The 14,378-nt window shown below is 32.3% G+C and carries 9 protein-coding genes and 1 other annotated feature; of the genes, 5 read left to right on the top strand and 4 right to left on the bottom strand.

Features of this window, described 5'->3' with window-relative positions; genetic code table 11:
• Positions 1 to 18 precede the first annotated feature (18 nt).
• From BK011_09070 to BK011_09055, 4 genes are all read left to right on the top strand, one after another.
• Entirely contained in the window at positions 19 to 1,503 is a 1,485-nt protein-coding gene (locus tag BK011_09070; GenBank protein AUD65828.1) for a hypothetical protein, read from the top strand.
• 161 nt (positions 1,504 to 1,664) lie between these two features.
• Complete coding sequence (locus BK011_09065) at positions 1,665 to 5,570, top strand: hypothetical protein (protein AUD65827.1); 3,906 nt, start codon at positions 1,665 to 1,667, stop codon at positions 5,568 to 5,570.
• A gap of 93 nt (positions 5,571 to 5,663) precedes the next feature.
• Positions 5,664 to 6,920 carry a hypothetical protein gene (locus BK011_09060; GenBank protein AUD65826.1) on the top strand — a complete coding sequence of 419 codons (1,257 nt, stop codon included), beginning with the start codon at positions 5,664 to 5,666 and terminating at the stop codon, positions 6,918 to 6,920.
• 33 nt (positions 6,921 to 6,953) lie between these two features.
• Entirely contained in the window at positions 6,954 to 8,207 is a 1,254-nt protein-coding gene (locus tag BK011_09055) for a hypothetical protein (GenBank protein ID AUD65825.1), read from the top strand.
• Positions 8,208 to 8,254: 47 nt separating this feature from the next.
• Here the strand turns inward: BK011_09055 and BK011_09050 are convergent, their stop codons facing one another.
• The 4 genes from BK011_09050 to BK011_09035 are packed head-to-tail and all read right to left on the bottom strand — an operon-like array spanning position 8,255 to position 12,905.
• Positions 8,255 to 9,241, bottom strand: coding sequence for an aspartate-semialdehyde dehydrogenase (locus BK011_09050; GenBank protein ID AUD66180.1), 987 nt, complete (start codon positions 9,239 to 9,241; stop codon positions 8,255 to 8,257).
• A gap of 1 nt (position 9,242) precedes the next feature.
• Positions 9,243 to 10,568, bottom strand: coding sequence for a hypothetical protein (locus tag BK011_09045; GenBank protein AUD65824.1), 1,326 nt, complete (start codon positions 10,566 to 10,568; stop codon positions 9,243 to 9,245).
• 8 nt (positions 10,569 to 10,576) lie between these two features.
• Entirely contained in the window at positions 10,577 to 11,704 is a 1,128-nt protein-coding gene (locus BK011_09040) for a carboxynorspermidine decarboxylase (protein ID AUD65823.1), read from the bottom strand.
• Positions 11,694 to 12,905, bottom strand: a complete 1,212-nt coding sequence (locus BK011_09035) for a saccharopine dehydrogenase (GenBank protein AUD65822.1) — start codon at positions 12,903 to 12,905, stop codon at positions 11,694 to 11,696. Before BK011_09035 ends, BK011_09040 begins: the two co-directional genes overlap by 11 nt.
• A gap of 44 nt (positions 12,906 to 12,949) precedes the next feature.
• Positions 12,950 to 13,038: a binding site (cyclic di-GMP riboswitch class I), on the bottom strand.
• 330 nt (positions 13,039 to 13,368) lie between these two features.
• Here BK011_09035 and BK011_09030 point away from each other — a divergent pair.
• On the top strand, positions 13,369 to 14,118 hold the full coding sequence (locus BK011_09030) for a hypothetical protein (protein ID AUD65821.1): 750 nt from the start codon (positions 13,369 to 13,371) through the stop codon (positions 14,116 to 14,118).
• Positions 14,119 to 14,378: the final 260 nt, after the last annotated feature.

Here is a 14,378-nt window from a genome sequence, read left to right as displayed (position 1 = left end):
CCTAGGGAGGTGTTCATTATGAAGGATTACATTTGGTTTATATATGCTATCTTGATTATTTTTGTCATGTTTTTATTTTTAAGAGTAGATTTATATTTCAAATTTAAAAAGTATCGTAAATTCCTTTATATCAATATTGGACTATTATTATGGACACTTATGATTGGATTAAGATTCGTAGTATCCAATAATATATTTACATATTATGCTTCACTAAGTATATATCCTATTGTTTTTGGATTGGTCATTTTACTCGTTTTAGCAATACGAGATTATCTAGTTATTAAGAATGGAATTTGGCTAAAAACTAGTTTGCTAATCATGTGGGTTATTAATGCTGTTACTGTTTTGACAAATACAACACATCAATTGATTATAAAACTAAGTTATGACCAAAACGTCACATTAAGGATGTTTAATGACGCAGATGTTGGATTTGGTTTCTTTATACATACCATCATATCTTATATTTTGCTTGCATATGTTTTTTTCAAGTTATCAAGATACTTTTTGAATCAGTTTAGAAACAGTAGAGACTTTGTACCGTTGTTGCTAATTTCACTGTGCTTTATTTCTGGTTTAGCAGTTAATTTAATTCATTTGTTTGTATATGAGTTCAACATTGATCCGACATTAATCATTTTTGTTATGTTTATGGGGTCACTCTCTATTATATCTATCATTAGAGACTTAAATTTGATATCTCAACTCAATAATAATCAGTTTATTTTAGATCATTATCGGGAAATGTATTTAATCGTTGATATTAATGGTATGGTTGTTAATGCCTCTGATGAGTTGAAGACAAAGTTTGATTTAGGCGATTTGAGCAACATTTCATTTGATGAGATTACACAGATGATGCATCAAAAAGCGATTATCTATTCAGACTCGATAAAAGTTGATCAAACCTTTCAAAAGGATAAAATCTATCTACACATGAAAGAAGAAAGAATCAACTTACCGCTTTTCAAGTATTCAGGAAAATTGTTCTTGTATTATGATGAAACTGAGCATCAACACTTATTGAATGAGTTGAATGATGTTTATTATCATGATTTAATGACAGATTTGTATAATAGAAATTTTTTTGAAGATTACAAAGAAATATTGAATAACTCAAAAGAACCTTACGGTGTTATCATATTTGATCTGGATGGACTTAAAAGAACAAATGATTCACATGGACATGAAGCAGGAGATCAGTTGTTGATTTGCTTCGCGAACAGTTTGAAAGAAGTGGCTAAAACACTTCAAAAAGCAACCGCGATAAGACTTGGTGGGGATGAGTTTTTACTCATCGTCGAAAATCAGATCATGTTTGATAAAAATAAAATTATTGAAGATATTAACACTTTCATAAAAGAACAAAACAACAATCATTGTATGGGCTATTCATATGGTGCACATCTAAACGCAGATGAACAAACAATCGCTAAAGTTCTAAGGCTTGCTGATGATGCCCTTTATGAGATGAAAAAACAAAGAAAAGATAGATCTTAAAAAGGTCTATTTTTTTTAAAAAAATGTATATATTTTGTAAAAAACAGTGTTTTTGGCTTCGATAAGGATGCATTGATTTATGTTATACATAAAAATATTTGCACTTATGGTATAATTTATTAAGAAATACTTAAATTTCTAATAAATATGAGGAAAGACGCATGAAAACATTTTTATCTAGAAAAAAAAGAATCATACACATATTATTGCTAATTCTTTTTTTTAGCAATTTTAGTCTTTCTTTTGCTTATTGGGCAAGCAATATCCAAGGTAGTGAGGTTATATCAACACCAATGGTTGAAGTTGGTGAGTGGGACTTTGAAGATGTTGCGCTTGTAACAAATCAATTTAGAACAGATTATGCAACAGTTTTAGCATTAACGCCTTCTACTGTTGATATCACAGATAAAACTCATGTTGAAGCTGCTTTAGCAGCATATGGACTGTTAAGTGAAGCAGTGAAAGCCGAACTTGTTCCTGAGTATAACTTACTCATGAGTTTGCTAAATGAAATCATTGCTTTAGAAAATAGTGTATTTCTAGATTTTGAAGCATATCCTTATGATCAAGGTTTGACAGGTACTTTAGATATAGATGGTAGAACATGGTTTGCCAATGATGTATTTATTTCAAATGATCCTACTTACGATGTTTGGATAGACACAAGATCTTTAGCCTTAAGATCGACTTCATATTTCGAATCGGATGATTTATTTATTAACGGTATTGATAAGATTACCGTTTATCATGGTGCTTTGAATATAGGCAATGGTACGAGTTATCAGTTTAAAGTGGAGTATGAGTTATCAACAAATCTTGGCACATGGTTAACCTTACAAGATGGAGGATCTGATTTAATAGTAGATGTGATTTCATCAGACCCACTTTCATTTACAGAAATACCTGTAAATATCACTGATGCGATTAATATCAGATTCACACCGATCATATCAACAACAACTGATTATATTAACTTAGACAATATTAGAATTTATGAGCATGTGGTTGGTAGCGTACTTGAAGCACAAACATTTAGAACCGTTTATTCAGGTGTTTTAGCTCTTACAACTTTAACTGTAGATATCTTAGATAAAGAAGTCGTACAAGAAGCACTAACGGCATTTGATTTATTATCACTAGATGCACAAACTGAATTGGCAGTAGAAAAAGCACTACTAGATGATTTATTATTAGAAATTGAATGGCAAGAAGATATCATAGACGCAACATCTGCTGTTTTAACTGCAGAAAGTTCATTGTTACAAATGGATTATGATGACGCACTGATATTAGTTAATGCACTTCCTAGTGGATTAGAAAAAACAGATCTTCTTAATCGATTAAGTATTGTTCAGGATAAGATTAATGCTATGATGCTTTTTGAGACAACTCATCAATATGCATTATCCTTAACAGTAGGTACAGTTACAACAGCTGATAAGGCAGATGTAGAATCAGCACTTCAAGATTATGTCTTATTAAGTTCTGATGTTAAAGCAAAATTAACAACTGAAAAAGCATTACTGGATAGTTTATTAATTGAAATTAATAATCAAATTCCAACCTCAACATTGGTTGCTGACTTCCTTGCTGAACATCAAACAGCATTATCACTTACTGTTGGTACAGTGCTTCCAACAGATAGAAATATTGTAGAGTTAGCTTTAGCAGCATATGATGTATTAACAGTTGATGCCCAAAATCTATTGCTATCAGAAAAAGCTTTATTAGATAATCTTCTTTATCAAATCGATGTTGTTGAAGCGACTCTAGCTGTAGAAATAGCAGAAACCTCATTATTACAACTCAATCATGATCAAGCCTTTGCTTTAGTCAATGCACTTCCGAGTGGAACCGAGCAAACAGATCTTTTAGACCGTTTGGCAGAAGTTCAAGATGACATTGATAGCATTCTTGATTTTGAAACAACTTATAATGATGTTTTAAATTTAACGATTGAAACTGTATTAGTTTCTGATAAACCAGGTGTTGAAGCTGCTTTAGCATCATATGGTTTATTAAGTGAAAGAGCAAAAACCAAACTCACATCAGAAGAAACATTATTATTAAATTTATTAGCTGAAATTATAACATTTGAAAATAGTATTTATCTCGATTTTGAAAATAGTGTCTATGATTCACTTTATACTGGTAATGTCAGCATAGATGGTAGAACTTGGTTTGGTAATGTTATTGCAATATCGAATGCACCAGCATATGATGTTTGGATTGATGAAAGATCACTAGCATTAAAATCTGGTTCATATTTCGAATCAGAGGATTTCTTCATAAATGGTATTGATAAGATTACTTTATATCACGGAGCATTAAATTATAATAATGGTTCAAGTTTTGCATTTAAGATTGAGTACGAACTTGCGTCTAATCCTGGAACTTGGATTACAGTTCAAGAAGGTGGAACTGATTTGATTATTGATGTGATTTCAGGTGATCCGCTCACATTTGAAGAGATTGATATCAATGTAACATCATCTATCAATATTAGATTTACACCTGTGATTAGTAACACGACTGATTATATTAACTTAGACAATATTAGAATTTATGAGTATGTTGTCTCAAGTGAACTAGAAGTAACTACATTTAGAACTGTTTATGCAGGCGTATTGGCTTTGAATGTGGCATCTGTAGATGTTAGCGATAAAGAAGCAGTAGAACAAGCATTAGCTGCATATGACTTATTATCGGTTGATGCCAAAGCAGATTTGACAGCTGAAAAGTCTTTATTAGATAATCTTCTTTTAGAAATAGAATTACAAGAAGATATTTTAGAGGCTACTGTAGCTGTAGAGCTTGCTGAAACAACTTACTTGCAAGTGGATCATAATCAAGCATTAGCGCTTGTAAATGCATTGCCAAGTAGTATAGAAAAGACGGACCTATTAAACCGCTTAACAAATGTTCAAAGTGTTATTAATGAGGTAAGCTTATTTGAAACAACTTATCAAAGTGTCTTAAGTTTGACAGTAGGAACAGTCACAGTGACTGATAAGACAGATGTAGAAGATGCAATTGCTAATTATTTAACATTAAGTATGTCAGCACAAAACATATTAACTACAGATAAGGCACTTCTAGACAGTTTATTAATAGAAATAAATAACCAAATTCCAACAGCTACGCTCGTTTCTGAGTTTTTAGCTGAACATCAAGTTGCGTTATCTCTTACTATTGGTACTGTTAGCATCTCGGATCGTTTGATTGTAGAACTCGCTTTAGTTGATTATGATTTGCTCACGAATGACGCAAAAGCACAGTTGACAAGTGAAAAAGCACTTCTTGATAGTCTAATATTAGAAATTGACTTACTAGAAGCGACAGAAGCTGTTGTTTTAGCTGAGACAACTTATTTACAAACAGATCATGACCAAGCATTGTTGCTTGTCAATAATCTTGATGCGGGTAGTGATCAAACGGATTTATTAAACAGATTAGTTGCAGTCCAAAATCAAATTAACATAAATCAAGCACAAACTGTTGATGGTTTAATATCAGCCTTACCACTGCCTGGCTCCATTGCATTAAGTGATGAAGCTGACATCATTGCAGCAAGATCTGCTTATCAGGCTTTAACAACAATTCAAAAAGGATTAGTAACGAATCTTAATGTGTTGGTTGCTGCTGAGAGCGAGCTTGCAAATGTCATTATTGCAACTGCTTTGGTTATTCAAGCTGAAAGTTCAAACGTACAAGCAGATGTAGATGCAGCATGGGTAGTCGTCAATCAGTTAACTGCAGGATTCGTAACCACTGACCTTGAAAATAGATTAAATGCTGTTCAAGATAACATAGATGTTACACAAGCAAGTCAATTGATTGTGAATTATTTTGCACAAAATTCTGTCGTTGTTTCAAGGTTAAATAGCAACACAATAAAAGAAGATGCATTCTTAATTGAAGCAAATAATCTTGTAAGTAGTTTAGGTGTTAATATTACAGTACTTAATAATGTAAGAGTTGATCGAAATAATTCTACATTTACGATCAGTATTACAAAAAATAATGCATCAGTTACGATTGATGTAGATGTTAATTTTATTAGATAATGTAGCAAAAGAGCTTCGATTTTAAAAATCGGAGTTCTTTTTTTTAAAAACGTGATATACTGATAAAAAATACATATATATGTGGGGAATCATATGAAAAAATTAACCTTATTCATCCTTTTTTTACTTATGCTATCTTTATCTAGTTGTAGTAGTAATGAAGCGTTAAAAAACGAATTTTTTGAAAACAAAAAAAGCGATGATATCCAAGCGCTTTGGGAACTTGTAGATACATATGATGAGTTTATCAATGATAGTTATCTAACCTATTCAAAAACAGCTTATGGCAATGAAGCTATAAATACTTTAAGTGCATATGTACCAGTTGATTTTGATGGTGTTGTTTATAAAGAAGATTTGATAAATTACCAGCTTACAGATAATAGGAGTTATCTTGAAGGGTCTTTAAGCTATTCCTATTTAGAAGTGAGTAAACACAAAGATTTTGTAAGTCAACAATGTCAAGACATTAAAGAAGGTATGACTTGTTTGGGTGAGACTGAGGATGAGTATTTCACCTATTTTGTTGATGACGGAAAAGCATATATGAGTTATGGACAAGTGGTAAATAGCTATACGACTTATCAATATGAAATGCTCTTTTATACAAATGAAGATGACAAGAAAGTTTTTGAGTTTTTAGTGAAATCAATATCTTCTGAGCCTGTATTACCAGGGAATAATGTTTATAAAACTATCCTTGTGGAAGATGAGGGCGAAACAAGTTACACATGTTTAAACTGTGATGATGAAGATGGAAATGTTGGACTTAAGTATGCATACAAAAATTTTTTAGATGGAACTTATGTATCTGTTTTAGCAAACAAAAACAAATTATATCAGGTTAAGTATTTTGATGTAGATAAACAAACATATTATAATGCTGAAGTTGAACTTACTGATATAACCATGAATTATATTGAAGTTTACGATGAATCTATTATGTTAGTGAAAATGAATCCTGAAAGAGGTTATTATAAACTTAATATGATACCCATTGATGGTTGGGATAGGATTTATGAAATCGATGGCAATGATTATCCAACAAACTATGAACTGATAAGAAGTAACACATCAACGAGTGAGACAATGACTGTTCATCTAGAAACGAGAACTGGTGAATATATTTATTATGAATATAGTAATTTCAAAGAAGTAGTACCAAATGATATTTTAGATTTATCAAGATTCGAATTAGAATCGCCATATGATCTTCAATTTTATTCAAGTGAAGTAGAGTATTTCTCTACAATTGCTCAAGATTTGATTGAAGAAGCAGGTATGGCAGATCCGTTTGAGACACTTCTACTTGATTATAAGGAGTATTTAAGATTAAATCATATTCAATGAGATGGATAAAACTTTAACATTTTAGAGGTTGTTATGAAAAAAATTATAATTTCAATCATGTTTATATTTATTTTATCGCTATCTGGCTGTAGCGATAAAGAGCACTTAATCAATGCTTATTTTGAGAATGAAGAAGATGATGATATCAGTGTTTTATGGGATGTTTTAAATGAGTATGATCGATTTATTTCTGATAGTTATGAGCAATACTTGGGATCGACTTATCCTCGAGATACAAGAAGTATACAACACCTTAACGATTACGTGTTATATGATCAAACTGGAAAGATTTATAAAGAAGATATGATTAACTATGATCTAACAGATAATAGAAGTTATCTGATTGAAGGTTCAGACATTTATTTTTATCGTTTTGATTCATGGATATCGATTTTTGAAGATTTATACTGTGATGATATTCAAGAAGGTGTGAAGTGCTATGCCACTGATCAAATTCAGTATCTGTTGTATTATGTTGATGGAGACGAAGCCTACATTGAGTATAATGATGTTATCAATGGAACAAGTGAACATCTTCAAAAGATGTATTATTATACTAATGAACTAGATGAGAAGGTTTTTGAGTATACACATTACAATAGGGACATCGATCAAATAGAATATGACTACATCACTAAGACGACACTCATTGAAGGTGTCGGTGAAATCGCATATACATGTGCTTTATGTAACATAAGTGAACGCACTGGTTGGTTGAAATATTCGGCTGTTAATTTTTTTACGGGAGGCAGGAAATATATCTATCAAGGGGAAGATCATAGTTATATGATTAAACTCTTAAGTGGTAGAACAAATGAGTTTTATTGGGGAATTATAGATGACGGTGAAGCAGAACTTGGTCTCTATGAAGCTTATGATGGAAATATAAAACTCGTTGAGTTAAATCCTTTTAAGCGTCGGTTTAAAATCAATTTAAATGCATTAGATGGATGGAGTTATATCGAACGATTAGAATCAAGTCAACCAAGATTTGAGTTTCAATTATATGATGAAAATGAAATGCTGATTGACGATATTTTAGTTGAACTTGCGGTGACTGAAGGGGATTATGTATCTTACGATTATGATGGTGAAGAAAGTGTTATCCCAGATGATATCTTAAACATGTCTAGATTTGGTTTAGATGCGCCTTATTCTATGGCATATTTTTTAGAACAAGAAGCATACTTTATCCATATCTATCCTTTAATTTTAGAAATCGCACATATGGATCGGACATTTGATATGAGCTATAATTATTTTATGAAAATGATGGGTCTAGAATAGAAAAAAGAGCTTTGGGAATCATTCCCATAGCTCTTTATTATAGTATGTTATAAAAATAACTCTAAGATTTGTACTGCATTGGTTGCTGCACCTTTTCTAATGTTATCAGCAACAACAAAGCAGTTCATTCCGTAATCTAAAGATTGATCACGTCTAATTCTTCCCACAAATACTTCATCTTTGCCTTCTGCTAAAATAGGCATCGGGTATTTGAGTTCACTTGGATCATCATAGACGACAACATGAGGTGCTTGTTTTAAGATGGATTTAACATGATTGATATCAAAATCTTGGTTAAACTCAATGTTGATACTTTCGCTATGCCCATGAACAACAGGTACTCTAACAGCAGTAGCTGTTATTTTTAAGTCTGGAAGATTCAATATCTTTCTCATTTCATTCATCATTTTTTCTTCTTCTTTGGTATTGCCATCTTCTAGGAAGATGTCAATTTGAGGAATGACATTATGATAAATTTGATATGGGAATTTTTTAGTTTCTCCGGTTTTAAGTTCGTTTTCTAAGTCATGGATTCCATCAATACCAGCGCCACTTACTGCTTGGTAAGTAGACATGACAACTCTTTTGAGATTGTATTGATCATGAAGTGGTTTTAAAACTAATGCTGCTTGAATGGTTGAACAGTTTGGATTTGCGATGATATAGCTATGTTTAAACGCAGCATCCTTATTTACTTCAGGAACAACTAATGGGACATTCTTATCCATTCTAAATGCACTCGAGTTATCAATGACAATTGTTTTTTGTTTTGCAAAGATTGGTGCGTAAGTAAGGGCAGTAGAACCACCAGCACTAAAGAGTGCAAAATCAATGTCATGTTTTTTTATGTTTTCTTCGTTAAGTTCAATAACTGTATATGTTTTTCCTTGGAAACTTATGTCTTTGCCAGCACTTTTTTTAGATGCGAACAGATATAGATTTTCAAACGGAATTTTCCTTTCGTCGATGACTTCTAAAAACTTACGACCAACCACACCGGTTGCGCCAACAATAGCGAGATTTATCTTTTTCATGTTATTCATCATCTCTTTCAAATTCATTATAAACCGCGTTGATTGCGTATTCGTAATCGATGTCATCAACACCGATGACGATATTAGTTCCATTTGAACCATAATCAATCATACGCAGTGTAATGTTTGTATTAACAAGCGCACTAAATAGTTTTAACATGTTATACTTATTAGCCATTAAGTTTCTACCAACGATTGAGATTAATGAGATATTTTCATGAACTTCAACAGTATCAGGCTTTAATAGTTTTTTGATTTGAGCAATTAATAAATCAAGTTTTCCATCTTTTAGATATTTAGATTCAATCATTAATGAAAATGTATCTGTACCACTAGGAAAATGTTCAACTTGAATATCAAATTTTTCACAAATGAGAAGTACTTTTCTGTCAAAACCGCTGGTCTCATCCATTAAATGTTTTTCAATGACTACTAAAGTAAAATCATTTAAACCTGCAATACCAGTAACCACATGTCTACCTTTGCTTGCAGGTACATAATCATAGATGAATGTACCTTTAGCTTCTCTGTTAAAAGTATTTCTTGCGTTAATGGGAATGCCTGCTTTAGCCACAGGATAGAATGTATCACTGTGGATGACAGAAGCACCCATAAAAGATAGAGCTCTAAGTTCTTTATAAGACATGACATCAATGAGATGTGGTTCTTCAACGATGCGTGGATCACACATTAAAAAGCCATCTTGATCTGTCCAGTTTTCATACATCTTCGCATGAACAGCTGCAGATATTAATGCACCAGTGACATCTGCGCCACCTCTAGATAAGAGCTTCAAATCGCCTTTAAGAGTTGATCCATAAAAGCCAGGAATGACGACGTTTTCTTTATCTCTTAAATATTTTCTTGCGATTTTCTGTGTTTGGGTATAATCAACTTTTGATCCCCTAAATCTAACAAGTTCTTTTGCATCTACAAATGTGAAACCTAAAAGATCTGCAAGAATAATTGCAGTGATATATTCACCTCTTGAGACTATAAACTCAACAGTTTCTTCTTCAATCATTTCAGCTAAAATATGATCAAGGAGATCCTCTAATGAGAATGAGAGTTTAAAATCTTTTGTTAAAGATAAGTATCTTTGTTTGATCAGTTCATATGTATCAACTTTTTGACCGATGATGATTTCATCAGCAAGCTGATACAAAAGATCTGTAACCTTGATATCTTCTTTAAATCTTTTGCCTGGTGCAGATACGACAATGTATTTTCTTTCTTCATCAGACTGGATAATGGATATGACCTCTTTTAAAGCTTCTGGAGTTGCTAGCGAGGTGCCACCAAATTTTGCTACTTTATATTTTTTCATGATTCACCTCAAGACAGTTTGTTTTTGAAATCTAAATACCCAAATGATTTAATTAATTCATCTGTGCCATCAGTTTTTCTTACGTAAATCCATGGGAGTGGAATCCCGTTAAATGTTGTGTTTTTAACCATGGTGTATAATGCCATATCTTCAAAGATGATATGGTCTCCAATAGATAATGGTTTTTCGAAGTAATATTCACCGATATTATCGCCCGTTAGACAGGTGTATCCTGATAGACGGTATTGGTATTGGCTTTTTTTGATTGCGCTTGTTACAGGCGGCATAAATGGCATTTCAAGGACATCTGGCATGTGACATGTTGCAGATGTATCTAGGATCGCGATTGGCATGTCGTTTTTAACGATATCTAAGACTTGAGCAACAAAATATCCTGCATTTAAAACAACACCTTCACCTGGTTCTAAATAGACTTCTAAATTGTAAGTCTCTTTAAAATGTTTGATGAGTTTGACTAATAGATCGATATCATAATCATCTCTAGTTAAATGATGTCCGCCACCGAAGTTAATCCATTTTAAGTCATGTAAGTATTTGCCAAACTTTTCTTCAACAACCTTTAAGGTAATTTCAAGTGCATCTGCGTTTTGTTGACAAAGGGTATGAAAATGTAGACCTGAGATATCTTTGATGATTTCAGGATCAAAATCAACCAAGCGTGTGCCCATACGAGACGTTGGAGATGATGGGTCATACATTTCATGTGCTGAGTCTTGTGTTGAAATTTCTGGATTGATTCTAAGGCCTATGGTTTTACCATGAGCCTTAGATAAATCTTTATAACGGTTTAATTGTGTGATTGAGTTAAAGACGATGTGATCTGCATAGCGTAAGATCTCTTTAAAATCATCATCTTTATATGCAGGTGCATATACATGAACTTCACCTTTGAAATGTTCATAACCTAATCTTGCTTCATAAAGACCACTTGCTGTTGTCCCATCTAGATATTTTGACATTAAGGGGTAGAAGTAGAAGTTAGAAAATGCTTTTTGTGCAAGCAAAACTTTTGCACCTGAGCGTTCTTTAATCGTTTTGATAATTTCTAAGTTTTTGATAAGCTTTGCTTCATCAAGTAAGTAATATGGTGTTTTTAGGTTTTTATTAATTTGCATCGTCTGGGACCATGACTGGGTCAAAGTTTTCTTTCCATGGTAAGCCCCATTTGTTTAACATATCCATAAATGGATCTGGGTCAAACTGTTCCATGTTGAAAACACCAGCACCTTTCCATATACCTTTAGCAATTAATGCAGTACCAATCATTGCTGGTACACCTGTTGTATAAGCAACTGCTTGAGAACCAGTTTCTTTGTAAGCTTCTTGATGATCACATGTATTATAGACATAATAATTTTTCTTAACACCGTCTTTATGTCCAGATACGATACAACCAATGTTGGTTTTACCAACTGTTCTTGGTCCAAGAGATGCAGGATCTGGTAAGACTGCACGTAAGAACTGTAGTGGTACGATTTCTTGTCCTTGGAACTTAATCGGTTCAACACTTGTCATACCAACATTTTTAAGTGCGAATAAATGTCTTAAATAACTTTCACCAAAACTCATGTAGAAACGTATGCGTTTAACTTCTGGAATAAATCTAGCAAGTGATTCGATTTCTTCATGATACATGAGATACATATCTCTAGGTCCAATTTCTGCTAGTGGATATGTATGTTTTTTAGATAATGCAGGAATGGTTACATATTTCCCGTTTTCATAGTAACGTCCTGGAAGTGTGATTTCACGAATGTTGATTTCTGGATTGAAGTTGGTTGCGAAAGGATATCCATGATCACCACCATTTGCATCTAAGATATCAATGGTGTCGATGGTATCGAAATAATGTTTTTTCGCATACATTGAAAAGACAGAAGTTACACCTGGATCAAACCCTGAACCTAAAAGTGCCATAACACCAGCTTCTTTGAATTTTTGATCATAGACCCATTGTGTACCGTATTCGAAACCTGCGTGATCTCTAACTTCAGCACATGCTGTATCTACATAATGTGTCTTTGTTTGGATGCATGCCTCCATGATTGGAATATTTTGATAAGGAAGTGCAACATTAAGCACTACATCTGGATTGTGTTTCTCGATGATCTTTACGATGTTTTCAACTACATCTGCATCAAGTTGTTCTGCAGTGACTTTGATCTTATCACTGTTTAATTTTTCTGCGAATGCTTGACATTTGCTCACCGTACGGCTTGCGATAATCATTTCACTAAAGGTTTCATGATTTTGAGCAACTTTTTGGATGGCAACAGATGCAACTGCACCACACCCGATAACTAATACTTTTGACATGTTTAATTCCTCCTAATTTTTTCTTAAAAAAAATCCAATGATAACCAGGTACCCTGGCTGTCATTGGATAATATCCTTTAGACCCTAATAGTTCAGACGACCCCATATTTCTATGAGTGTGTCACTAAAATAATACTATAAATTTGAAAAAAGTCAACACTTTTAAAATAAATTTTTTTTCGGATTTCAAAAATTAAGGTTTTTTCTGTTAAAAATCTCTTTTTTTATATACATATTTATATGTATATAACTTTCGTATTATTTTTGTGAATATAAAAAACAAAAAAATGCAATAATTTTTGATAAACATGACTGTTTTTAGTCACTGTTTTTTTGTAGTAACTCATGCCAAAGAGGTTGTTTATTTTGCATTTGAAATCATTTCATCGGATATAAAAGATAAACTACGGTGATATAATATAAGCAAATATTAAAATATAATCTGAGTTCAATGGGGAGTATCATGAAGAAGTTCATTTATAGCGCGTTAATTTTTTGTTTAGTCTTATGTATGCATGGATGTCAAAGGACATCGAGTGAGGAAAAACTCATTCAGTGTTTAAATGGTGGTTGTAGTCAAAGAAAACAAAACACAGTGATTGCAAACTATTTTGAAGATTTGGAAAAAAACTCATCTAGAGACTATGAGATTGAAGGATATGATTTTGATGTTCATATGAACGATGAATTTGGTACTGGTGAGTTGATTTATATCGAAATGACTTATCAACTTGATACATATGATTATAATCAAACACTAACAGATTTACATAAACTTTACGATAAATTTTTAGATGCTAAAGCAGATATTTTTAAGTTTGATTCTAGTATGCATATAGAACTTAGAACACGTTTTATCTTTACTTATCAAGATGAACTTCTTGATGTTGTCTTTTTAAAAATAGGATCAAGCGGATATGAGCAGTTAATCGTTTTTATTGAGCAATTAGAAAATGACTTTGATGAATTTTTATATGAAATCTGTGATTACTTACCGATGATTTTTTCTTATCGTGACCAGATGATGGTTGATTTAAGTTTGTTAACAGAAAGAGCAGTTATGCTTTTAAAGACTAACCCTCAAAGAGAAAATTTAGAATTGTCGATGGGTGTAGTAAATAGCTATGTAAGTCAGCAAAAATTTAAGGAAATCATCCAATCACTATTTAAAGATGCTTTAGATGATAGTGTAAACATCATGTTAATGGAGTAAAATTTTTAAGACTGCCCTCCATTTGATGGCCGATGTAAAAAAACAATATAAAAACATAAGCAACACTACTATATCGTTTTTATACGGTAGTGTTTTTATAATGTTAACATATAAAAAAAGTTCATAACATATTAAAAATCTATACTTGAAGGCTTCACTGTTTTTAAAGTCTTCTATGTACTTGGTCGGGTTTTATGAAGATTTAAAGTTTACTATGATTGTAAACAATCAAGATATTAGTATCAAATCATATATCATTA

The sequence above is a fragment of the Tenericutes bacterium MZ-XQ genome, from assembly GCA_002838205.1.
Classification (GTDB): Bacteria; Bacillota_I; Bacilli_A; order Acholeplasmatales; family Acholeplasmataceae; genus Mariniplasma.
The sequence above is the reverse complement of the archived record's forward strand: the minus strand, read 5'-3'. Positions and strand labels throughout refer to the sequence as shown.

Bases quoted from the DNA above. Each gene is read 5' to 3' on its own strand.
- BK011_09070 (AUD65828.1), top strand. From the start codon at position 19: ATGAAGGATTACATTTGGTTTATATATGCTATCTTGATTATTTTTGTC.
- BK011_09065 (AUD65827.1), top strand. From the start codon at position 1,665: ATGAAAACATTTTTATCTAGAAAAAAAAGAATCATACACATATTATTG.
- BK011_09060 (AUD65826.1), top strand. From the start codon at position 5,664: ATGAAAAAATTAACCTTATTCATCCTTTTTTTACTTATGCTATCTTTA.
- BK011_09055 (AUD65825.1), top strand. From the start codon at position 6,954: ATGAAAAAAATTATAATTTCAATCATGTTTATATTTATTTTATCGCTA.
- BK011_09050 (AUD66180.1), bottom strand. From the start codon at position 9,241: ATGAAAAAGATAAATCTCGCTATTGTTGGCGCAACCGGTGTGGTTGGT.
- BK011_09045 (AUD65824.1), bottom strand. From the start codon at position 10,568: ATGAAAAAATATAAAGTAGCAAAATTTGGTGGCACCTCGCTAGCAACT.
- BK011_09040 (AUD65823.1), bottom strand. From the start codon at position 11,704: ATGCAAATTAATAAAAACCTAAAAACACCATATTACTTACTTGATGAA.
- BK011_09035 (AUD65822.1), bottom strand. From the start codon at position 12,905: ATGTCAAAAGTATTAGTTATCGGGTGTGGTGCAGTTGCATCTGTTGCC.
- BK011_09030 (AUD65821.1), top strand. From the start codon at position 13,369: ATGAAGAAGTTCATTTATAGCGCGTTAATTTTTTGTTTAGTCTTATGT.